This window comes from Streptomyces sp. NRRL F-5122, assembly GCF_001507435.1.
GTDB classification, from domain to species: domain Bacteria; phylum Actinomycetota; class Actinomycetes; order Streptomycetales; family Streptomycetaceae; genus Streptomyces; species Streptomyces lannensis.
Window position 1 is genome coordinate 70,633 of sequence record NZ_LMWH01000241.1, and the last position, 20,882, is coordinate 91,514.

The following is a 20,882-nucleotide window of genomic DNA, read 5'->3' on the forward strand; positions in this document are numbered from 1 at the left end:
GGCTGATCGATCGGGGGAGGGAACGATGCCCGGAACCGTGCTGCTGCTCGCGGCCTCACCGGCGGGCAAGGGGTGCCTGGTGGACGCGGCGTCCGTGCTTCCGGTGCTCGCGGCCGTGGCCCCGCCGGTGCTCTCCGGCACGGATACGGCGAACGTGGTCGAACTCGCCGACCCGCTCGAGCCGCAGGCCGTCCTCACCCGGCTGCGGGCCGCCGCCACCGCTCCCGGCCCGCTGACGGTGTTCCTCAGCGGACAGCTCCAGTTGGACCGCCGCCAGCACCTGCCGCATCTGGCGCTGGCGCGCACCACCCCGGCCACGGTCCGCTACACCGGCTTCCCCTGGCACTGGATCCGCGAGGAGCTGCGGCTGCGTGTGCCCGGGACCACGACGGTGTTCGCGGATCTGCACGCGGACCCGGAGACCTGGCGCCATCTGCACACCGCACCTCTCGGCTGCGGTCCCGCCGTCCCTCTGTACGGCCGGGTGGCCCCGCCGCCGCCCCGCCGTGCGCTGGCGGTCCCCGGGTACATGAAGGCCGTGGCGACCATTCTGCGCAGCGGCCACCGCCCGGACCCGGCGACCCTGCACCACCAGGCGATGACCCGGGCACACGCGGAGACGGGCGGGCAGGGGGACATCGTGCTGGCCCCCGGCGCGCCGGTCCCGGGACGCGGCCCGCTCATGCCGCCGCCCTTCGTGCCCGTGCCGCACGTGGCCGCACCCCCGGACCCGCACGCCGCGCTCACCGCCGCCGTCCAGGACGGCCGGCACGCGGAGGCGGACCTGCTCGCCGCGCAGTGGGAGCAGATCGCGCTGCGGGCGCACGGACCCGGGTCCGAGGAGGCGCTGCACTGGATGGAGGTCCGCGCGGACCTCGCGATGCTCTCGGGCGACCCCGGCCGCAGCTGCGAGACCTGGCTCGCGGTGGCCGCCGCCCGGCTCACGGCCGGTCGGAGCCCGGCCGACCCGGCGGTGGAGGCCGCCGTCGACCGCGCGCACCACCAGTGGGGCCGCATGAGCGATCCGGAGCGGGCCCGGGCACTGGGTCCCGCGCTCGTGGCACTGCGGGAACGAGTACCGGGACGGCGCGAGGGCGCCCTGCACCACGTACAGGAGCACCTTCGCCGGCTGCAGAGCCGGCTCCAGACGCAGCCGTGACGCCGAGCGGCCCTGCGCGGGCGCGCCGGCCGGGGGCGGATGACGGCGCGGTCAGGCCGGCGACAGGTGCGCCAGCGCGCCCGACACCATGGCGCGCACGCCGGGTGCGACCGTGGACAGGTCGGGCGCGAAGCGGGGGCTGTGGTTGCTCGGCACCGCCGCGAACTTCTCCATGAGGTCCGCGCCGGGCGCCGCCTCCCAGACCGCGGCCGGAGTGCTGGTCACGAACCAGTACGCGTACGGGACGCCGTCCGGTGCCAGTTCGGAGAAGTCCTCGCTGCCCATCGCCGGGCCGGGGTCGAAGACGGTGCCCGGGCCGAACACCTCACCGTGCACGGCGGTGACGCGGCGGTCGGTGTCGGCGTCGTTGACCGTGACCGGGAAGTCGGCGCCGACGGTCACCTCGGGCTCGCGCGGACAGCCCGCGGCCAGGCACTCGCCCGCCGCGATGCGCTGGATCGCGGCGACCATCCGGTCGCGGACCCCGGCCGACTGGGTGCGCAGGTTCAGCGCGATGCGCGCGTGCGACGGGATGATGTTGTTGCCGGTGCCCGCCTCGATCCGGCCCACGGTCAGCACCGCCGCGTCACGCGGCGCGACCTCGCGGCTGACGACGGTCTGCAGCCGGGTGACGAGGTAGGCGGCCGTCACCACGGGGTCCACCGTCGACTCCGGGCGCGAGCCGTGACCGCCCCGGCCGTGCACGACGATGTCCACGTCCGTGGACGCGGACAGGATCAGTCCCGGGGAGTGCGCGTAGAGACCGGCCGGGCCCGGGGCCGCGTGCTGGGCGAGCAGGACGTCGGGGCGCGGGACGCGGTCGTACAGACCGTCCGCGACCATCGCGCGGGCCCCCTGACCGCTCTCCTCGGCGGGCTGGCCCACCACGACCAGCGTGCCCGACCAGGCGTCGCGCCCGGCGGCCAGCGCCCCGGCCGCCCCCGCCAGCCAGGTGACGTGCAGATCGTGCCCGCAGGCGTGCATCACGCCCGGTACCTGCGAGGCATACGGCAGACCCGTCTCCTCGGCGACCGGAAGCGCGTCCATGTCGGCGCGCAGCAGGACGGTGGGCCCGTCGCCGTTGCGCAGCACTCCGACGATCCCGGTGCCGCCGACGCCCTCGGCGGTGTCGTAGCCGGCCGTGCGCAGAAGTTCGGCGAGCTTCCCGGCGGTGCGGTGCTCACGCAGTGAAAGTTCGGGGTGGCGGTGCAGATCCCGGTAGCACTCCTCCAGGGCGGCGGTCGGGAGGTCGGCGGTGAGGTCCAGCGCGGTACGTGCGGCGGGAGAGGTCACGGGGCCAGGGTATGCGCCGGGCCGTTCACCGGCGTCGAGGCTGTCGAAGCTCAACTCGGCACTTGAAGAAGGTGGCCGCCGGCGGGAGGGGGGTCTCCGCCGGCGGCCGTCGCCCGGGTTGTCCCGTCGCCGCCCGCCTTGTCCGGTCGGTTCAGCGCGAGTCCTGAGCGACGTGCTGGGCGGGCAGTGGTTCTGTCGCCCTGGCCGGGCCCGTGTTGGCCGCCGTGATCAGGGCGGCCACGGCCACGACGGCTGCGGCGAGTCCTCTGGCGTAGCGGGGCGAAATACGTCCGCGGTGAACGGAAAGGCGTCCGAGCACGGCAACCGACCTCGCAATGACAGCGACGGATTAAGCAAGCTTAAAGCGCTTCTAACGTAGGGGGTGGGACGGCCGAACCGGAAGAGCGCCAAGGCAAGTTGGGCCCCTCGAACGCAAGATTGACCTCTGGTCAAGAAACCGGGCTCGATAACTGTGCTTACTGGCATGATTAATCGCATGGCGGAGCGAGACGACCCGGGGATCATCGGGCGCAGGGTGCAGCAACTGCGGCGCGAACGCGGCATGACACAGAAGCAGTTGGCCGAGCCCGCGTACACACCCGCCTATATCTCCACCCTGGAGGCCGGACGCGTCCGTCCCTCCGACGAGGCGCTCCGGCATCTGTCCGATCGGCTCGGTGTCGAGTTCGACGAGCTGGCCACCGGGCGCCCCGCCCATCTCGCCACCACCCTGCGGCTCGGGCTCACCGACGCACAGCGCACCCTGGCCACCGGGGAGGCCGAGGCGGCGGCCGAGCAGTACGCCGCACTGCTGGCCGAGGCCGAGCGGCACGGCCTCGACGCCGAGCAGGCCGCCGCGCAGCTCGGACTGGGCGAGTGCGCCCTGGACGTCGGCGATCTGGCGGTGGCGCGGCGGCACTTCGAGCGTGCGGAGAAGAGCCTGGCCGACTCGCCGCTGCCCAGCCGGGTCCCGGCCCTGCGCGGCCGCGCCGTCTCCCACTACCTCGCCGGGGAACTCCGCTACGCCTGCTACCTGCTGGAGTCGACGCTCGACGAGCTCAACCGCTCCGGACTGCACGACCCGGACGCCCTCCTGCTGCTCTACGCGAGCGCCATAGGCCCCTACATGGACATGGGGGCGCACGCGCGTGCCGCCCAGGCGGCCGAGTTCGCCCTCGCCCTCGCGCCCCAGGTCGGCGACCCGGCACTCGTCGCACGCATGCACCGATCCGTGGCGCGCACGCTCCTCGCGGAGGGCCGGGTCGCCGAGGCGGACGCCTCCCTCGCCAAGGCGGCCGAGCTGTACCGGCAGCTGCAGATCCGCACCGAACTGGCCAACTGCCACTGGATGCGTGGATATCTGTACGTCCAGAACGGCGAACTCGAGCGCGCGGAGAAGGAGTTGCGCGAGGCTCTCGCCATGCTCGCCGAGAAGCGGGCCGCCCTCTACAGCAGTCAGGTCGCGGTGGAGCTGGCGGACGTGCTGCACCGGCGCGGCAGGTCCGAGGAGGCCGCGGAACTGCTGCACGGCGTCCTCGGCGACATCGGCCCCGAGCGCGGCGCGGTGCACTCCGCCGCCGCGCACCGCCTCCTCGGCATCATCGCGGAGGACGCCCGGGACACGGAGGCCGCCGAGGAGCACTATGTGCGTGCGCTCAGCCTGCTGGAGAGGGCGGGCGCGGCGGGCGACCTCGCGGACCTGTGCCGACTGCTCGGCGATCTGCTGCGCCGCACCGGCCGGGTGGAGGCCGCCCTCGACGCCTACCGCACGGGCCTCGGCCACCGCACCGCGCCCGGTACGACGACCCTCGGTCCGGCCCCGGCGCAGCCACCGCTCTGACGACGGCCTGCGACCGGAACGGGGGGCGCGGACCGGGGAGCGGCGGGACACGCTAGGGCGTGACGATCGGGAACCCCCGGTCCGGTCGGGACACATGGGAGAACAGCCGCTTCAGCAGCTCACGGTCCCCTTCCGTTCCGATGCCCGCAAGGCCCTTGCCCGCGAACAGACCGAGCAGTTCCGGACGGGTCAGGGTGAGTGTCAGTCCCGCCTGCGGCCTCGGGGTGCGGTGCAGCGGCAGGCTGCGGTGCGTGAGGGCGCCGTGCTCCAGATTGATCCGGTGCCGGCGCTGCTCGTCGATCACCACCAGATCGATGATCAGTCGCGGCTCGCGCGCCGCCCGGGGACCGTCGATGCGCACAGCGAGGGAATCCAGCAGCATGCCGACGGAGAGCGCCGATGTCAGCTCGGCCGAGTCGGTGGTGACGGCGGGACCGCCCGTCTCCGCCAGCAACTCCTGCGCTCCGGTGAGATAGATGTTCCGCCAGGGCCCGTTCTCGGAGCCGTGCCCGAGCCGTTCGTACACGCCCGCCAGCGTCCTCCTCGCCTCCTCGTCGCCCGGCTCGGCGAAGACGAGGTGGTTGAGGAGGGTGGCCGCGAAGCGCAGGTCCCCGGCGTCGGCGTACCGGCGTGCGGCGGCGAGCATCGCGGTGGGGCCGCCGGCCATCTCCACGTACCGCTCGGCGAGCGGGACCGGCGGATGTTCCCACAGATGCGCGGGGTTGCCGTCGTACCACCCCAGATAACGCTGGTAGACGGCCTTGACGTTGTGGTTGAGGGAGCCGTAGTAGCCCCGGGCGTGCCAGGCGGCCTCCAGCGCGGGCGGCAGCCGCAGCTCCTCCGCGATCTCCGGTCCCGTCAGCCCGCTGTTCAGCAGCCGCAGCGTCTGGTCGTGCAGATAGGCGTACAGGTCCCGCTGCTCCGCGAGCAGCCGGACGACGTTCTCGTGTCCCCAGGTCGGCCAGTGGTGGGAGGCGAAGGCCACGTCGTAGGCGTCGCCGAAGAAGTCGATGGCCTCGTCGAGGTAGCGGGACCAGATCCGGGCGTCGCGGACGAGGGCGCCGCGCAGGGTCAGGATGTTGTGCAGGGTGTGGGTGACGTTCTCGGCGAGGCACAGGGCGCGCTGCTCGGTGAAGAGGAAGTTCATCTCGGCCGGAGCCTCGGTGCCCGGGGTCAGCTGGAACAGGATCCGCACCCCGTCGACGACCTCGGTCTGCCCGCTGTGCGTGATGTCGACGGTGGGCGGAACGAGGGTGACCGTACCGGTCGACACGGTCGAGCCGAGCCCCGTGCCGATCTGCCCGTCGGGCGCCTTCGGCAGCGATGCCCCGTACATGAAGTCGGCTCGCCGGGCGATCGCGGGTCCGGCGAACACGTTCTCGCTGACGGCGTGTTCCAGGAATCCGACGGGTGCGAGGACCGGCACGCCCCACTCCGCGTCGGGCGGCAGCACACCGCGGGCACCGCCGAAGTGGTCCACATGGGAGTGGGTGTAGATCAGCCCGGTGACGGGCCGCTCCCCGCGGTGCCTCCGGTAGAGCGCGAGGGCGGCCGCCGCGCACTCGCTGGAGACGAGCGGGTCGACGACGAGGACGCCGTCGTGCCCCTCCACCAGGGTCATGTTGGCCAGGTCCAGCCCGCGCACCTGGTAGACGCCCTCGGTCACCTCGTAAAGCCCCTGCCGCGCGCACAGTTGCGACTGCCGCCACAGACCGGGGTGCGCGGTGGCGGGGCAGTCGCCGTCGAGGAATCCGTAAGCGTCCGCGTCCCACACCACCCGCCCGTCGTCGGCCGTCACCACCCCTGGCACGAGGGCGGAGACGAACCCGCGGTCGGCGTTCTCGAAGTCGGTGCGGTCCTCGAAGGGCGGCAGACCGTCATGGGGCGCGGCGTCCATGGGCCCAGCTTCCGGGCCGGGGATGCGGGAGGCCAGTGGTGGAGGCCCGTTCGAGGTCTCCGCGGACCGGCCCGCCCGCCCGGACGGGGCCCGGACGCCCGCCCCCGGCTCCGCGGCTCGTCGGCGCGCCCCCGTGGTGTGTTTCCATGTGCGACGTACGGGACCTTTACGCACGGGCGAGACGACCGGTCTGCACCACGAAGTCCGGAACGTCACAGGAACGTGAGGCGGGGCCATGGGCGAGCACGTGGCGGGGGCATGACCGAGAGCGTGGCGGGGGCATGACCGAAGACGAGTTCGACGCGTTCTACGCCACCGCGTTCCCACGGCTGACCGGCCAGCTCTACGCGTTCACGGGGGATCACGGCGAGGCGCAGGACGTCGTGCAGGAGGCCTTCGTACGGGCCTGGCACCGGCGTCGGGAGTTCCTGGCCGACGGGGCGCCCGAGGCGTGGATACGGACCGTGGCGATGCGGCTCGCGGTCAGCCGCTGGCGGCGGGCGCGGCGCTGGCTCGAATTGGTGCGCAGTACTCCGCCGCTGGAGCACACTCCGGGGCCCGGCCCCGAACGGACCGCGCTCGTCACCGCGTTGCGCAAACTGCCCGAGCCGCAGCGGATGGCCCTGGTTCTGCACCATCTGTGCGACCTCAGTGTGGAGCAGGTAGCCTCCGAGACCGGTGCCCCGGTGGGGACGGTCAAGGCCAGGTTGTCCCGGGGCCGGGCGGCGCTGGCGCGAGAGCTGGCCGTCGGCGAGGAGGAGAGGGAGGACGACCGTGTCCGATGACCTCACCGCCGGGCTGCGGGCACTGGCCGAGTCCGGCCAGGCCCCGCCTCCCGTCCCCGGTGCGGAGATCCGGCGCCGTGCGGGCGTGCGCCGTCACCGCCGTCGTACGGCCGCGGCGATCGCCGGTGCCTCCGCCGCGGCGGCCTTGGGCGTCGTGGCCCTGCTGGGCTTCACCGGAGCGGACACACCTCCGTCGCGGACCTCCCCGGCCTCGATGCCGACGAGCGCGCCGAGCGCCCAGGCGGGACCCGCGGCGACGGTGGACCTGAGCCGGCGGACGCTCACCATCGGCAGGCGTCAACTTCCCGTCTCCGCGGGCACGGTGCGCGCCCAGACCCCGACCGGACGGATGACGGTCACCGCTCTGGCGAACCTGAAGACGGTGCCCGGCAAGGACGTCGGACTCAAGGGCGCCTACCGCGCCAAGGTCCGCTGGGTGGTCGAACTCCGCGGGGTGGACGGCACCACGACCTATCTCGGCGGCCTGGTGTACAACGCCAAGGCTCCCGGCCACTACGACGTGACGAGTGGCTGGATCGGTCTGGACCTCGTCAACGCGAAGTGGCTGCACGGGCACCTGCGTGTGGGGGACGTGGTCGAGATCGAGGCCGGCGGGTCCTCGCCCGACCCGCTCCGTGGGGCCACCGAGTTCCGCGGCGCGCCCGCGGCGCCGACGCCGACCGGCACGGTCTCCTTCCTCGGCGGCACCGGCACCCCCTGATCCCGTGAGGGGCCGGTCGGGCCGCTCGTCCTTTTCGGACCGAGCGGCCAAAGGCCCGTTGCGCGCCGATCGACGCCCCGGGAGTGAGCGGCCGCACGCGCACCACCGGGCGTGCGCGGCCGGCGCCCATCAGGACCGGAGGCCGTGGTGCGGACGGGTCAGTCCTCGTCCCCCCCGAAGAAGTCCCCGATCTCGTCCACCACTTCGGCCGCCACCAGACCGCCGACCACGCCGACGGCGAGCCCCGCCGCGCCCGCGGCGACCGCCGTGCCGATACCGGGTCCGGAGTGATGCCCGTCGTGGTGGCCGTGGTGATCGCCGTGGCGGCCGTGACCGGGGTACGGGTCGTGCGCCCCGTGGGCCGGTCGGTGCTCGACCAGCTGCCGGACCCGGCCGTCGAGGTCCGCGACCCAGTCACGGGTGTGGACGTCCTGGTGACCGACCGTGAAGCGGGCGAGCGCGTCATGGCCCGAGGAGAAGAGACCGCCCCGCTTGTCCGCCTCCAAGACGATCTCCACGCCCTCGGGTGCGGCGAGGAAGGTCAGCTCGATCTCGTCGACCGCGTGTGCGTACTGCGGCGCCGGGGTCAGCTCGATCTCCTGGTAGAAGGGCAGACGCTGTCCCGTGCCGCCGATGTGCCCGTACTCCAGGTCCGCCGAGTGGAAGCCGAAGCCGAGCCGGCCGAAGGCCTCCAGCACCGCCTCCTGGACCGGCAGCGGGCGCACCGCCAGCGGATCCAGATCGCCCTTGTCCTTGGCGCCGGCGACCGCCAGCTCCGTACGCACACCGAGGACGACGCCCAGCTGCTGCCCGTACAGCTCGGTGATCGGCGTCTCCCACGGCAGCGTCACGCCGAACGGCACACTGCGGTGCTCCCCCTCGCCCAGCCGGAAGCCGCCCCCGACCGTGAACCGGGCGAAGGCGACCGTGCCCTCGCTCTCGCCCTGCTCGTGCTCGGCCTCCACGCGCGCGACCAGCTCGAGCCCGATGTGCTCGATCTCCACGGTCGCGTCGCCGCCGCGCAGATGCACCTGCCCGGACAGCGGACCGCCGGGCAGTGCCACGCCGGTGTCAAGCACCGTGTCCACCGCGGGACCGCCCACCCCGATCGCCCCGAGCAGCCGTTTGAACACCATGCCGGTGTCGCTCCTTCACTGGTCGCACTGTCGTCCTTCGACGCCGGCCGGCGCCCGGGAGTGCCGTACGCCGAGCCGTCGCCCCTTTGAACCGACGGTGAAGGCGGCGAAGTTCCCGGCCCGCTAGGCGAGGGGCGTAAGTCATTCGTAAGTGCGACGACTTCGGCCAAGCGGGCCACGCCGAGGGTCGTCGCCCGGACCGGGGCGGCGCCCGCTCCCGGGTCGACGGCGTTCGTGACCACTGTGAGGAATTTAACTTCACTCGGTGGAGTGTTCGAGCCTGCCTCTGGCAGGGTGGCTTGATGCGGACCCTTTACCGAAGCCTGCTCAAGCTGCTCCCCCGACTCGGGGTGCAGGTGGTCGACCTCGGCCCCGGCGAGGCGGTCGTCTCGCGTCGCGGAGCCCGTGCCCGGCTTCCCGTGGGGCCGGGCGCGGATCTGGTGGCCCGGACCGGCCGCCGCCCGTACGCGGTGTCGCAGGTGGGTTCGGACCAGTGGCTGGTGACCCGGGGGTCCGCCGGGGAGCCGGAGGCGCCGGACGGCGCATGGCAGAGCGTGCGGCTGGGAAGCAGCGGGGGGCACCTGGTGCTCGACCCGCGGGCGGCTGCCGACGAACGCGGGCTCCAGCTGGCGGCGGCCGAGTATCTGTGCGCCCACCACGTGGCCGCGCTGCTCGCGCGGTACGAGGTGAACTGCGTGTTCGACGTGGGCGCCAACACCGGTCAGTACGCACGCCGGCTGCGCCGGCACGGTTACGCCGGACGCATCGTTTCGTTCGAACCCACGGCCGCGGCCTTCGCCAAGCTGGAGAAGGCCGCGGAAGGGGACCCGGACTGGGCGGTGTACCCCTTCGGGCTGGGCCGCGAGGACGAGACCATGTCCATCCACACGGCCTGGAACACCATGAACTCCGTGCTGCCGCCGAGCGACTACGGCCGCGACCGCTACCACCGGTTCGCGAAGTCGCAGACGGAGGAGATCGAGATCCGCCGGCTCGACGGGGTGATGGACAAGGCGATGGCCGGCATCGACCACCCGCGTCCCTATCTGAAGATGGACACCCAGGGCTACGACCTGCAGGTTTTCGCGGGGGCCGGTGAGCGGGCCGGTGAGTTCGTCGGACTTCAGTCGGAGGTTGCGCTGCTGCGGTTGTACGAGGGCAGCCCGCGGATGCAGGAGTCCGTCGCCGAGTACGAGAGCCGGGGCTTCGAGATCACCGGGATGTACCCCGTCACTCGGGAGGCGTCCACGGGACGGGTGGTGGAGTTCGACTGCGTGATGGCGCGGGCCGCGGCCGTGCCGGAGTGATCTGACGGTCGCCGGGCCCGGGACGCGAGGACGGAGTCCGGGCCCGGGGGAGGTGGCACCACTCGTCGTGCGCCGCCTGCCGGAGCAACCGATTCCTTGTGCGGGCCCAAATGTGATGGGCCGTCAAGTAGTAATGGTTTCAACGAGGTTGACAGTGCATTCCGGTTGATCGATTATGTGCTCGAACTGTGGCTCATGTGACCAGTGAGCCCGGTGTTTCTCTTCGACCACTCTTTCCCGGCCACGGTGCCGGCGGCTCCGCGCTGCCCGCTGCCCCTGCCCGGGTCCCGGTTCATGAATGTGGGGGGACGCATGTCCATTGCCAGACGTGCCACCGTACGCCGGCTGCTGATGACGGGCGCCGCGGCGCTCACGCTGACCGCCGTCACCGGTGGCGCCGCGTGGGCCGGGGGCACACCCGGCGGCGACGGCTGGAACAAGGGCGGTCGCGGCTACGCGTCCGGCAAGGGCCCGGGCACGGTGACCCAGGCCGACCACTGCCAGTTCTCGCTCGACGGCGGCGCCTTCACCGACTCGGTCCGCGTCGACGACCAGAACCTCAAGCCCACCGAGGACGGCAAGATCCACATCAAGGTGCGCGCCGCAGGGGACGCGACCACCTGCACGGCCTCGCTCGCCTCGTACCGGGCGCACGGCGCCACCTTCAACACCTCCGGTCTGCAGGTCTTCCACGACTTCGACTCCGTGACGGTGGAGCGGGGTGCGACCGACTCGCTGGACATCTCGGTGCCGGACGCGGGCTGCTTCGCGCAGATCGACCTGTACCGGGGCAAGGTGAAGTACGACGGCAACCTCGGCGCGAACGACGGCTTTGAGCACGGTGAGCTGCCCAAGGGCCCGGACCGCCCGGTGATCAAGGACAAGCTGATCGCCTCCTGGAACGGCGGCACGAAGGACTGCACCGCCCAGCCGCCGAGCACGCCGCCCGCCTCGGTGCCGCCGGCCTCGACGCCGCCCGCCTCCGTGCCGGCCACCACCCCGCCCGCGTCGGGCCCGGCGACCCCGGCCTCGCCGTCCGCCTCCACCCCGCCCGCCGACGAGTCCAGCGCGCCTGCGGCGCCGACGACGAACGGCGGCTCGTCCACCCCGCCCGGCGATCTCGCCGAGACGGGTGGCGGCAACGCGCTGCCGATCGCCGCCGGCGCGGCGGTCCTCGTGGTGGCCGGCGCGGGCATCGCGCTCGCCACACGGCGCCGTACGTCCCGAACCCGGGCGTGACGTCCGCGGCGTCCTTGTGACCATCCTCCACGGGCCCGGCGCTCTGTTCCCCCGGAGAGCGCCGGGCCCACCTTCTTGCGTACGGTGAGCGCGCTCAGCCCGTGGTGGGGGCCGGCGAGGGTGTTGTCGAGGGCGGCGGGGTGAATCCCGCGGGCGGCGAGAGGATCACCGTCGGCTCGCCGGGCGCCGGGGCCGGCGGGGTCATGCTGCTCTTCGGGAGCTTCGGCGGGGTCGTCTCCTGGAACAGGACCGAGTCGAAGTTCACCAGACCCGTCTGCTCCATGACCGTGATGTGGTCGAGGACCGTGTCGTTGGCCTGGTCGGCCAGCTGTCGGACCAGGGTGTTCTGGGTGGTGGCGCGGATGTTGGCGATGACCGGGAAGATCTGGCCGTGTGTCACGCGCAGGATGTTCGCCAGGTCCTGGTCGAACTTCTTCCCCTGGTCCGCGGTCAGCGTCGCGACGAACCCCTGCTGCTGGGGACTCGGCTGGTTCGGCAGCGTGATGCCCAGCTGCGTGGCCACCTTCCGGCAGGTCGCGTCGAGGTTGGCGTGTCCGTTGATCAGGTGCTGACCGGCGGTGCGCACGGCGGGGGTCGTGCCCTTCTTCAGGGCGAGTTCTCCGGAGGGGAACTCCCACAGGCCGGCCGCCCGCACCTTGACGACGAAGTCGCGGTCCGCCTCGGTGAGCGGTCCCGACGGGGTGGTGGCGATCACGCGCGCCGGGGAGCTGGACACGGTCTGTACGCCCAGCATCGAGGGATAGACGAGAGCCGTCAGTGTCAGCGTCAGGGCGCCGACCACAAAAAGGGTTCCGGCCGCGCTCCGCGAAATGCGCATGGCACCTCCTGGTTGTTCCGACGCCCGGAGGTACGGGTACAGCGGGGACCAAGAACCTTTCCCCGAGGCAAAATCGGCGGCCCGCGCTGTGGGGGTCGTCACATCGTGAGCCGTCCGGCCGCAGGGCGGCCGTCATGGCCCGGGAGACCGGCCTGGCGCCCCGGCGCACGGCGCCGAGCGGCCGGCCGGTTCCATGTCGCGGCGCGTGCGCGCCCGGTGCCGTTCGCGCGGCCGGGGATTCCCCTGCGCGGGCGCGTGGCGGTGACGGGGTGCACGGAGGGGCGCCCGTTATGTTCGATCCGAACATCCGACATTCGGAGCCGGCATGCAGAAGACAGAACAACTGGCCGAGGAGCCGTCCTCGGCGGCCGCGGTGCCGGCGGCGTCCGGTGAGGCCTCTGAACGGGGCAGGCCCCTGCCCTGGCCGCTGCTGTTCGTGGCGGCCGCCCTCGCCGGTCCGGTCCTCCTCGTCCTCGCCCGCGGGCTGGACGAACCGGCCGTACAGGCCTGGCGGACGGTGTGTCTCGCCATCACCGTGCAGGCGCTGCCCTTCCTGCTGCTGGGCACGGCGCTGTCCGGAGCGATCAACGCGTTCGTGCCGGCCCGGGTGTTCAGCCGTGTGCTGCCCAGTCGGCCCGTGCTCGCCGTCCCCGTCGCGGGGGTCGCCGGAGTCGTGCTGCCCGGATGCGAATGCGCCTCGGTGCCGGTGGCGAACAGTCTGATCCGCCGGGGTGTCACCCCGGCCGCCGCCTTCACGTTCCTGCTGTCGGCACCCGCCGTCAACCCGGTCGTGCTGACGGCCACGGCCATCGCTTTCCCCGGCAGCCCCGCCATGGTCCTGGCCCGGTTGCTCGCCTCGCTCGCCACCGCCGCCGCGATGGGCTGGCTGTGGCTCTGGCTGGGACGTGACGAATGGCTCAAGCCGGCCGTACGGCACACCGGGCACCGGCCGGGGCACAGCCGCCTGCGGGAGTTCCGGCTCGGCTTCCAGCACGACTTCCTGCATGCCGGTGGCTTTCTGGTGCTCGGGGCCATGGCGGCGGCCACCTTCAACGTGGCGGTCCCGCGGTCCGTGCTGGACGTGTTCTCCGGCTCGCCCTGGCTGTCGGTGCTGTTCATGGCCGGGCTGGCCGTCCTCCTCGCGGTGTGCTCCGAGGCGGACGCCTTCGTCGCGGCCTCGCTCACCGGCTTCTCGCCCCTCGCGCGGCTGGCGTTCATGGTGGTCGGGCCGATGGTCGACCTGAAGCTGATCGCCCTTCAGACGGGGACCTTCGGCCGGGCCTTCGCGGTCAGGTTCTCCGCCGCCACGATGGTCGTCGCGGTGCTGTGCAGCGCCCTGATCGGAGGGGCGCTGCTGTGAAACGGCCCGTCCAGGTTGTCCTGCTCGTGCTCGGCGGGCTCGGCCTGCTGCGCGCCTCGCTCCTCACCGATCTGTACCTGAGATACGTCAAGCAGGACCTGCGCCCGGTGCTGATCGCCTCGGGTGTCCTGCTGCTTGTGCTCGGGGTGGCGGACGCGGTGTCGCAGTGGCGGCACCGCGGAGAGCACCACGGGCATCGTGGCCACGACGTCGACACCCCCGGCAGGGCGAGCCAGGACGCAGAGGGCCACGGTGGTGAGGACGGCGGACACGGTCACGACCACTCCGGCATGCCCCGCGCCGCGTGGCTGCTGTTCCTGCCCGTGCTGAGCCTGCTCCTGTACGCCCCGCCGGCCCTCGGCGCATACACCGCCGCCCGGGAGACCCCCGCGGCCGTCGACGAGCGGCAGCACTTCGAACCACTGCCCGCGGCATCGCCCGTCCCGATGACCCTCTCCGACTTCACCGGCCGTGTGCGCCAGGACCGCGCCCAGGCCGTCAAGGGACGCGACATCGGGATGACCGGGTTCGTCACACCCCGGGGGCAGGGAGGCGGCTGGTACCTGACCCGGATCATCTTCTCGTGCTGTGCGGCGGACGCCCGGACCGTGAAGGTGCGGATGTACGGGTCCGCTGCCCCGCCCGCCGACACCTGGGTGGCGGTCACGGGGACCTGGCACCCGGGCGGGACGCTGGGGACGCCGTCGGCACCGGTCGCGCTCGACACCCGCACCGTCGAACGGATCACCCGCCCGGTGAACGCCTACACCGACGACCTTCCGCTCGCCACGTCCCGTTGACGACCGGCCACCCGCGCGCCCGCGATTCCCTGGCCCGCCCCGCGGAGCGAACCGCCGGGAGGCCGGTCAGGCCATCCAGAAGAAGACGGCGGTCATGCGCCTCTCGTCCAGGGCGCCGCCCCAGTAGCCGGTCGCGCTGTGCATGATGTTGGCCTTGTACAGGAGCAGCCGGTTGTAGCGCTGCGGTACACGGATGTCCTCGGTGAACGCGTCCGGGGAGACGTACCGTGTGCCGAGGGCCTCGACCAGATTGGTGTGCGGCGCCTGCACCATGTTGCCGCCGAGGACCCCACCGGGCAGGCTCTGCCGGTAGAAGCTCGTGCCGCAGCCCTTCGGGACGTTCGGGCTGAGGTAGAGCACCGCGGCATAGCGGCACAGGGCGCGCGAGTCGGTGTGCGGACGGGGCTCACCCTCGTCCTTGCCGACGACCTGGACGCAGTTGTGGTTGAGGGTGCCGCCGCCGGGCGCCGTCTCCTGCCACAGCTTCAGCGCCCCGGTCTCCTTGCGCACCAGTCCCTCGACGCGGGCGAGTTCGTCCGGTTCGAGACCCGGCATGGTGCGCAGCCCCGGCCAGCTCTCCTGCGTGTACGGGGACCCCTTGGCCCAGTCCTCCTCGTCCTTGGCGAGACAGCGGGCCCGCACCTCGTCCACGTTCGGCAGGACGTTGTCGAGGATCCAGTAGTCGCGACCGCGCGTGGGTTTGCGGTACGGAAGCACCGGCAGACGTGGGGGCTGTGGGGGCATGCCGGTGAACATACAGTCGGCGACCACCACCGTTCTCTTTTCGATCGGTCAACCTTGCGTCAACTCAACTGAACGGCGGAGAAGCAAAGTTGGGTGAAGGCGGGCGGAGGCCGGTGCGCCCCGGTGGTCAGGGTGTCGGCGTGGCCGGACCGGACCGGGTCTCCTCGGGTGTCTGCGCCGAGCTGCTGTCCGGCGAGAACATCGCCATGCTCACCAGCATCGCGGTCAGGAACAGCGCCGCCGCGGCGATCAACCCCACCGTGCGTGGTGAGCGGGCGGCCAACGCGCGGATCGACGGGCGCTCCCGGCGGCCCGCCGTCGCCGCCCGGTCGCGGTGCGCCGCCGTGGGCGTCCGGTCCCGGCGGGCGCTCACCGGCGTCCGCTCGCGGTGACCACCGCTCGAAGGGCGTTCGCGGTGCGCCGGCGTCGACAGCCGCTGCCGGTGGGCCGCGCGACGGTTCGGCGCCCCGGCCGTGGACGGGAGCTTGTACGTCGTCGCCGGGCCCGCCGCCCCGCGCGGGAGCGCCGGCGGTTCCACCGCCGGTACCGGTGCGTGACGTGGCTCGGGGGCGATGGCCGGCAGCGGTTCCGGACGGCCCCGCCAGGCGCCCGTGGCGAACCAGTCGGCGGCCTGCCGTGCGGTGGGCCGGTCCTCGGGCCGCTTGGCGAGCAGTCCGAGGAGGTAGTTCTCGAACGCCGGCGGCAGTGCGACGCCCAGCTCGCGCGGCGGCACCGGGGCGGCGTCCAGGTGCTGGTGGAGGATCGCGATCGGGGTGTCGGCGCGGAACGGCGGGTGCCCGGTGAGGAGTTGGTAGAGCACACAGCCGAGCGAGTACACGTCGCTGGCCGGTCCCGCCGTCTTCCCCAGGGCGCGTTCGGGCGCGATGTACAGGCTGGTACCGACGATCTGCCCGGTCGCGGTGAGCGCTCCCGACGGGTCGTCCATGAAGCGGGCGATGCCGAAGTCGCCGATCTTCAGGTTGCCGTCCGCGTCCAGGAGCAGATTGCCCGGCTTGATGTCCCGGTGGACGATGCCCTGTTCGTGCGCGACGGCGAGCCCGGCCGCGGCCTGCGCGGCGATGTCCGCGACCCGCTCGGCGGGCAGGCGTCCGACGTCGGCGAGCGCCCGGGCGAGGCTGTCGCCCTCCACCAGTTCCATCACCAGGAACAGCCGGTCCGCGTGCTCCCCGAAATCGAGGACGCCGACCACATGGGGGTGGTGCAGGCGTCCCGCGGTCTGGGCCTCCAGGCGGAAACGGGAGTCCGCGGTGGGATCGGCGTTCTGGGCGAGCAGGATCTTGACGGCGACGGGTCGGCCGAGCATCTGGTCGTACGCCCGCCAGACCTCTCCCATCGCGCCACGTCCGATGGTCGTGTCCAGCTGGTACCGGCCCGCGATCAGCACCTGTTGATTCATCCTCATGCCGTGAGACGAAATGCCGTGCGACGACTGGAACGCCGCCGGCCACGACTCCGCCAGGGCGAGTGATGGTGGGGTGCCGCAGCGGGTCCACCCTACTGGCACACCCACGCGATTCGATCACCGTCTCCCCCTTGTCGTGGGTGAGGCGTGACGATCCGGCCGCACGATCCCCGCGAGTCCGGCACCTGTGTCCCGATATCCGCCGACTTCATCGCCTCGGGCGCCGCAGGACGGGACGCGGCGCACGCGGCTCGCGAACCGGCTGCCGCGGGCCGGACCGGTGCAACTCAGCAGGGGTGCAAGGACGGTGGAACGCGCAACGCCGGGCGCGGGTGCTTCCCCGGCCCGGCGTCGCGGTGGGTCCGATCGGTGGTGTGCGCCCCCGCTCGGTGCCGGGCCGGGGCGGTGGCGCGGGTCAGCCCAGGCAGAGCACGAGCAGGCAGATGTGCGAGGGCGAGGTGGCCGTCGGCGCGGGGGCCGGCTGCGCCGTCCCCGAGTCCGTGCCGCCGGAGGGGGCGGGCGCGGCGGTCTGGCTCGGTGCCGGGGCGGCGTGGCTGGGAGCGGTGACCGGCGCGGCGGAGGACGGGGTGGTCACCGGCAGCTGCTGCGCCGCGGTCTGCGCCGTCTGAGTGGTCAGGGCCGTACGGGGGACGGACACCGAGTCCGGGCGGGTGTCCGGCGACGTGGTGGGTGCACCGGGTGCGGCGGACCCGTGCCGCGGCAGTCCGGTGGCGGGCGACTGCGAGGGGGAGGGGTGCGCGGACCGCTGTGTGCCGGGCAGGGTCGGGACCACGGGCGGTTCCGGCGCCTGTCCGTCCGAGCCGCCCATGCTCGCGACGTCGGGTGCCGCGGCCGCCTGGGCGCGCTCCGCGGAGTGCCGGTCCATCGAGGCGAAGGTCAGGCCGCCGCCGACGAGCGCGACCGCGGTCGCGACCACGGCCCGCCGCTGGCTCTTCTTCCAGCGGGCCCGCTGGCGTCGCCGTGCCGCCCGCCCCTCGGGGGCGCCGGACGCCTCGCCTCGCGGGTGGTCGACGGCACCGTCCTCGAACGCCGCCCCGTCGGCGACCTCTTCGTCGTGCCGCATGTCGGGGATGTTCGGGTTCGCGAACTCCCATCCCGTCGCGGGGCGCCTTGCCGCTGTGGCGGCCCGGGCCGGGACGGGGTGGCCGCCGGAGGTGAGCGGAGCGATGTCCGGGGCGTAGGCGCCGCATCCGGGGCACACCAGGGCGCCGTTGAGATGCCGACGACACGAGGAGCAGTAGTCCATTGCGGTCTTCCTGAGTTGACGTGCCGTCGCCACGCCGGGCCTCGGCTGGTCTCGTTCGCACGTGGGATCGAGCGGCCTGCAACGCTAACGGGGCATTCTCAAAACTGTGTGCAGTCTGTGTGACACTCCTGCGCGGATTCCCCGCGGGCTTCGCGCGTCCCGTGCGGTGCCGCTCCGGCGCCGGTGGTCCGGGAGGCCGCACGTCTATACGGAATCGAGACCGGCCCGTGCGTCGTCCCCTGCAACCCCCGAGCCGTCAGCGCTGTCCTAAGGGCGAACCGCGGCCCCGGAACGGCGGCCGCACACCTGGTCGCGCGGGTGGTGTGCGTGACCCAGTCGGTCGAGGAGGGGACTCGCCATGCGCGGTCTCAGAGGCGTGACGGTGACAGCACTGATGGGCGGAATCCTGATGCTGACCGGGTGCCACGGTTCGCCGGGTACCGACGCCGCCTCGGGCGCTCCCTCGCCGACCTCCCCGTCGGCCACGTCCTCGGCTTCGTCTCCCGATGCCCCCGCCACGGCGGCCGCTCCTTCGGGCGCTGCCTCCTCGGCCGCGCCGCGCCCGTCGTCCACCTCCACCCCGGCCCGGGCCACAGCCTCCACCGGCGCCGCCCGGATGCCCGCGAGCGTCCCCGGATGCCGGAACCTGTCCGTCGGCGACGACGTCAAGGCCGCAGTGGCGTCGGCGTACCGGCGCGCATTTCCCCGACTCGTCCACATCCGGCCGGAGCCGCACCGGTTCTTCTACGGTCAGTGCGGCGCCGTCCGCTACGCGGCCACCCGTTTTCAGGCGACGCCGGGTGTCACGGACGAGGAACTCGTGAACATGCAGGACGAGGGCAGCACCACCAAGTACTTCCGCGGCACCTCGGGGGGCGGCTGGACGTACCTCACCAGCGACGGCCTGCCGGCCGGGCCGCACGGCTGCGGCGACATCCCGGAGATCCCCGCCGCGCTGGCGAAGGCATGGGGGAACTGCTCCGCCGGGCGGTGAACTTCGCGGTCCCCCGGGTGCACGTACCTCCGGGCCGGCACCGGCAACAGGGGCGCGGGCCCGATCCGGGCCCGTGGTCGTGGAGCGGGGCCGGTTGTCGTGGACCGACCTGTGGCCGTGGACGGTCCCGTAACCGTGGACCGGGCCGTGCCCGTGGACTGACCTGTAGTCATGGACCCGGTCCGGCGGCCGTGGACGGGGCCGGTGGCCGTGGCCCGGCCCCGTGGCGATGGCCCGGCCCCGTAACCGTGGACCGGCCCCGCGGTCATGCCCGGCCGATGTCAGTCGGGCCGGCGCAGTCCGGCGACGAGGACCTCGACCAGCCGGCGTGCGTCGTAGCGGGAATCGTTCTCCGCGCCGATGCAGAGGTTGCCGACGCCGCGCATGAATTCGTAGGCCTGCAGATCGGAACGGATCTCGCCCGAACCGGCCGCGGCGTCGAGCAGGTGCGTGCACACCGGCACGAGCCGGTCGAGGAAGTGGGCGTGCAGGGCGTCGAAGCCGGCGTCGTCGGACCGCAGAACGGCGGCGAGACCGTGCTTGGTGACCAGGAAGTCGACGAAGAGGCTGATCCATTTCCCCAGTGCGGCGTAGGGGGTCGGTGCGGTCGCGAGCAGGGCCGGACCGGCCTGCGCACACGCTTCGACCTGGTGCCGGTAGACGGCGATGATGAGATCCGCCCGCGTCGGGAAATGGCGGTAGATCGTGGCCGTCCCGACACCGGCCCTGGCCGCGATGTCGCGCACCGGCGCCTCCACGCCCGACTCCACGAAGACCGCGGCGGCCGCCTCCAGCAGGGCCTCCTCGTTGCGCCGGGCGTCCGCCCGTCTGGGCCGGCCCGCGGGCCCCGCGGCCTGATCGGCGTCCTTCATCGCTCTGCTCCCTCCACAGCCTCCCTTGCTAAACGGGACACTGTTCCGTATCGTCAAAACGGGACGTGGTTCCGTTTGCTGATGATGCCAGAGCAGGGAACCGACCACCAAGCCATGCGCTGCCGTGCCATGCGCTGCCGTCCCGCTTCATCCCTGATCGAGGAGGCACGACCATGCAGTACCGCACCTTGGGCCGCACCGGAGTGCAGGTGAGTTCCCTCGCGCTCGGCGCGATGAACTTCGGCGCCATCGGGCGCACCACCCAGGACGAGGCCACCGCCATCGTCGACGCCGCCCTGGAGGGCGGGATCAACCTCATCGACACCGCCGACATGTACGGCCGCGGCGAGTCCGAGGAGATGGTCGGCAAAGCCATCGCGGGCCGCCGCGACGACATCGTGCTGGCCACGAAGGCGGGCATGCCGATGAGCGACGAGCGCAACCATCGGGGCGCTTCGCGCCGCTGGCTGGTCGCCGAGCTGGACAGCAGTCTGCGCCGCCTCGGTGTCGACCACGTCGACCTCTACCAGATCCACCGGTGGGACCCGACCACCGGCGACGAGGAGACACTGTCGGCCCTGACCGACCTGCAACGCGCCGGAAAGATCCGCTACTTCGGCTCCTCCACCTTCCCCGCCCACCGCATCGTGGAGGCGCAGTGGGCCGCCCGCGAGCACCGTCTGGGCCGGTACGTCACCGAACAGCCCAGCTACTCGATCCTGCAGCGCGGCGTCGAGACCCATGTGCTGCCCGTGACCGAGCAGCACGGGCTCGGCGTGCTGGTGTGGAGCCCGTTGGCCTCGGGCTGGCTGACCGGCGCGATCCGCGAGGGCCGGGACATCACCACCAGCCGCTCGACGTTCATGCCGGAACGCTTCGACACCTCCCTCCCCTCCAACCGGGCCAGACTCGACGCCGTCGAACGACTGGCCGCGATCGCCGACGAGGCCGGACTGACCATGATCCAGCTCGCTCTCGGGTTCGTGACCGCACATCCCGCCGTGACCTGCGCGCTTGTCGGTCCCCGCACGCTGGACCACCTGCACACGCAACTCGCCGCCGCCGACACCGTGCTCGACGCCGACGTACTCGACGCGATCGACGCCGTCGTCGCCCCCGGCACCGATCTGGCCGCGCACGAGAAGTACGACACTCCGCCCGCGCTGCTCGACCCGTCACTGCGGCGACGCTGACCGTCCGGGCGACG

General features: G+C 72.8%; 18 protein-coding genes. 10 read left to right on the plus strand and 8 right to left on the minus strand.

Annotated features, from left to right (window positions below; genetic code table 11):
- Positions 1-25: 25 nt before the first annotated feature.
- The gene (locus tag ADL25_RS26815; RefSeq protein WP_059130402.1) at positions 26-1,159 is read left to right on the plus strand and encodes a hypothetical protein; all 1,134 of its coding nucleotides are present in this window, start codon (positions 26-28) and stop codon (positions 1,157-1,159) included.
- 51 nt (positions 1,160-1,210) lie between these two features.
- Here the strand turns inward: ADL25_RS26815 and ADL25_RS26820 are convergent, their stop codons facing one another.
- Complete coding sequence (locus ADL25_RS26820) at positions 1,211-2,452, minus strand: amidohydrolase (protein WP_059130403.1); 1,242 nt, start codon at positions 2,450-2,452, stop codon at positions 1,211-1,213.
- 496 nt (positions 2,453-2,948) lie between these two features.
- Between ADL25_RS26820 and ADL25_RS26825 the strand changes: the two genes are divergently transcribed.
- On the plus strand, positions 2,949-4,292 hold the full coding sequence (locus ADL25_RS26825) for a helix-turn-helix domain-containing protein (protein ID WP_059130404.1): 1,344 nt from the start codon (positions 2,949-2,951) through the stop codon (positions 4,290-4,292).
- 52 nt (positions 4,293-4,344) lie between these two features.
- On the opposite strand, the gene ADL25_RS26830 is transcribed toward ADL25_RS26825, so the two are convergent.
- Positions 4,345-6,189 (minus strand): alkyl/aryl-sulfatase, encoded by a 1,845-nt coding sequence (locus tag ADL25_RS26830; RefSeq protein WP_059130405.1) that lies wholly within the window; start codon positions 6,187-6,189, stop codon positions 4,345-4,347.
- A gap of 281 nt (positions 6,190-6,470) precedes the next feature.
- On the opposite strand from ADL25_RS26830, the gene ADL25_RS26835 reads away from it, so the two are divergent.
- Positions 6,471-6,974 (plus strand): SigE family RNA polymerase sigma factor, encoded by a 504-nt coding sequence (locus tag ADL25_RS26835; protein WP_059130406.1) that lies wholly within the window; start codon positions 6,471-6,473, stop codon positions 6,972-6,974.
- Positions 6,964-7,695, plus strand: a complete 732-nt coding sequence (locus ADL25_RS26840) for a L,D-transpeptidase (RefSeq protein WP_059130407.1) — start codon at positions 6,964-6,966, stop codon at positions 7,693-7,695. Before ADL25_RS26835 ends, ADL25_RS26840 begins: the two co-directional genes overlap by 11 nt.
- A 158-nt stretch (positions 7,696-7,853) precedes the next feature.
- On the opposite strand, the gene ADL25_RS26845 is transcribed toward ADL25_RS26840, so the two are convergent.
- Entirely contained in the window at positions 7,854-8,831 is a 978-nt protein-coding gene (locus ADL25_RS26845; RefSeq protein WP_059130408.1) for a sporulation protein, read from the minus strand.
- A 302-nt stretch (positions 8,832-9,133) separates the two neighbouring features.
- On the opposite strand from ADL25_RS26845, the gene ADL25_RS26850 reads away from it, so the two are divergent.
- On the plus strand, positions 9,134-10,138 hold the full coding sequence (locus tag ADL25_RS26850; RefSeq protein WP_059130409.1) for an FkbM family methyltransferase: 1,005 nt from the start codon (positions 9,134-9,136) through the stop codon (positions 10,136-10,138).
- 312 nt (positions 10,139-10,450) lie between these two features.
- On the plus strand, positions 10,451-11,377 hold the full coding sequence (locus ADL25_RS49145; RefSeq protein WP_059130410.1) for an LAETG motif-containing sortase-dependent surface protein: 927 nt from the start codon (positions 10,451-10,453) through the stop codon (positions 11,375-11,377).
- A 94-nt stretch (positions 11,378-11,471) separates the two neighbouring features.
- Here the strand turns inward: ADL25_RS49145 and ADL25_RS26860 are convergent, their stop codons facing one another.
- A complete protein-coding gene (locus tag ADL25_RS26860) occupies positions 11,472-12,215 on the minus strand; it encodes a DUF4142 domain-containing protein (protein WP_107116710.1) in 744 nt (247 codons plus the stop codon).
- A 325-nt stretch (positions 12,216-12,540) separates the two neighbouring features.
- Between ADL25_RS26860 and ADL25_RS26865 the strand changes: the two genes are divergently transcribed.
- A complete protein-coding gene (locus ADL25_RS26865) occupies positions 12,541-13,575 on the plus strand; it encodes a permease (protein WP_059130412.1) in 1,035 nt (344 codons plus the stop codon).
- Positions 13,572-14,375 carry a TIGR03943 family putative permease subunit gene (locus ADL25_RS26870; RefSeq protein WP_059130413.1) on the plus strand — a complete coding sequence of 268 codons (804 nt, stop codon included), beginning with the start codon at positions 13,572-13,574 and terminating at the stop codon, positions 14,373-14,375. The genes ADL25_RS26865 and ADL25_RS26870 overlap by 4 nt, the downstream gene beginning before the upstream one ends.
- A gap of 66 nt (positions 14,376-14,441) precedes the next feature.
- On the opposite strand, the gene ADL25_RS26875 is transcribed toward ADL25_RS26870, so the two are convergent.
- The 3 genes from ADL25_RS26875 to ADL25_RS49150 all read right to left on the minus strand — a co-directional run bounded on the left by ADL25_RS26875 (position 14,442) and on the right by ADL25_RS49150 (position 17,809).
- Positions 14,442-15,119: a DUF6445 family protein gene (locus ADL25_RS26875; protein WP_059130456.1), complete on the minus strand. Its 678-nt coding sequence runs from the start codon at positions 15,117-15,119 to the stop codon at positions 14,442-14,444.
- Between the two features lie 127 nt (positions 15,120-15,246).
- A complete protein-coding gene (locus tag ADL25_RS26880; protein WP_059130457.1) occupies positions 15,247-16,524 on the minus strand; it encodes a serine/threonine-protein kinase in 1,278 nt (425 codons plus the stop codon).
- A 433-nt stretch (positions 16,525-16,957) separates the two neighbouring features.
- Positions 16,958-17,809, minus strand: a complete 852-nt coding sequence (locus ADL25_RS49150; RefSeq protein WP_059130414.1) for an SCO2400 family protein — start codon at positions 17,807-17,809, stop codon at positions 16,958-16,960.
- A gap of 358 nt (positions 17,810-18,167) precedes the next feature.
- Between ADL25_RS49150 and ADL25_RS26890 the strand changes: the two genes are divergently transcribed.
- Positions 18,168-18,803 (plus strand): hypothetical protein, encoded by a 636-nt coding sequence (locus ADL25_RS26890; protein ID WP_059130415.1) that lies wholly within the window; start codon positions 18,168-18,170, stop codon positions 18,801-18,803.
- A gap of 281 nt (positions 18,804-19,084) precedes the next feature.
- On the opposite strand, the gene ADL25_RS26895 is transcribed toward ADL25_RS26890, so the two are convergent.
- Positions 19,085-19,675, minus strand: a complete 591-nt coding sequence (locus ADL25_RS26895) for a TetR/AcrR family transcriptional regulator (RefSeq protein ID WP_059130416.1) — start codon at positions 19,673-19,675, stop codon at positions 19,085-19,087.
- A 173-nt stretch (positions 19,676-19,848) separates the two neighbouring features.
- Here ADL25_RS26895 and ADL25_RS26900 point away from each other — a divergent pair, with 173 nt between their 5' ends.
- Complete coding sequence (locus tag ADL25_RS26900) at positions 19,849-20,868, plus strand: aldo/keto reductase (RefSeq protein ID WP_059130417.1); 1,020 nt, start codon at positions 19,849-19,851, stop codon at positions 20,866-20,868.
- Positions 20,869-20,882: the final 14 nt, after the last annotated feature.

Bases quoted from the DNA above. Each gene is read 5' to 3' on its own strand.
- ADL25_RS26860 (WP_107116710.1), bottom strand. From the start codon at position 12,215: ATGCGCATTTCGCGGAGCGCGGCCGGAACCCTTTTTGTGGTCGGCGCC.
- ADL25_RS26865 (WP_059130412.1), top strand. From the start codon at position 12,541: ATGCAGAAGACAGAACAACTGGCCGAGGAGCCGTCCTCGGCGGCCGCG.
- ADL25_RS26875 (WP_059130456.1), bottom strand. From the start codon at position 15,119: ATGCCCCCACAGCCCCCACGTCTGCCGGTGCTTCCGTACCGCAAACCC.
- ADL25_RS26890 (WP_059130415.1), top strand. From the start codon at position 18,168: ATGCGCGGTCTCAGAGGCGTGACGGTGACAGCACTGATGGGCGGAATC.
- ADL25_RS26850 (WP_059130409.1), top strand. From the start codon at position 9,134: ATGCGGACCCTTTACCGAAGCCTGCTCAAGCTGCTCCCCCGACTCGGG.
- ADL25_RS49145 (WP_059130410.1), top strand. From the start codon at position 10,451: ATGTCCATTGCCAGACGTGCCACCGTACGCCGGCTGCTGATGACGGGC.
- ADL25_RS26900 (WP_059130417.1), top strand. From the start codon at position 19,849: ATGCAGTACCGCACCTTGGGCCGCACCGGAGTGCAGGTGAGTTCCCTC.
- ADL25_RS26845 (WP_059130408.1), bottom strand. From the start codon at position 8,831: ATGGTGTTCAAACGGCTGCTCGGGGCGATCGGGGTGGGCGGTCCCGCG.
- ADL25_RS26815 (WP_059130402.1), top strand. From the start codon at position 26: ATGCCCGGAACCGTGCTGCTGCTCGCGGCCTCACCGGCGGGCAAGGGG.
- ADL25_RS26895 (WP_059130416.1), bottom strand. From the start codon at position 19,675: ATGAAGGACGCCGATCAGGCCGCGGGGCCCGCGGGCCGGCCCAGACGG.
- ADL25_RS26835 (WP_059130406.1), top strand. From the start codon at position 6,471: ATGACCGAAGACGAGTTCGACGCGTTCTACGCCACCGCGTTCCCACGG.
- ADL25_RS26825 (WP_059130404.1), top strand. From the start codon at position 2,949: ATGGCGGAGCGAGACGACCCGGGGATCATCGGGCGCAGGGTGCAGCAA.
- ADL25_RS49150 (WP_059130414.1), bottom strand. From the start codon at position 17,809: ATGGACTACTGCTCCTCGTGTCGTCGGCATCTCAACGGCGCCCTGGTG.
- ADL25_RS26830 (WP_059130405.1), bottom strand. From the start codon at position 6,189: ATGGACGCCGCGCCCCATGACGGTCTGCCGCCCTTCGAGGACCGCACC.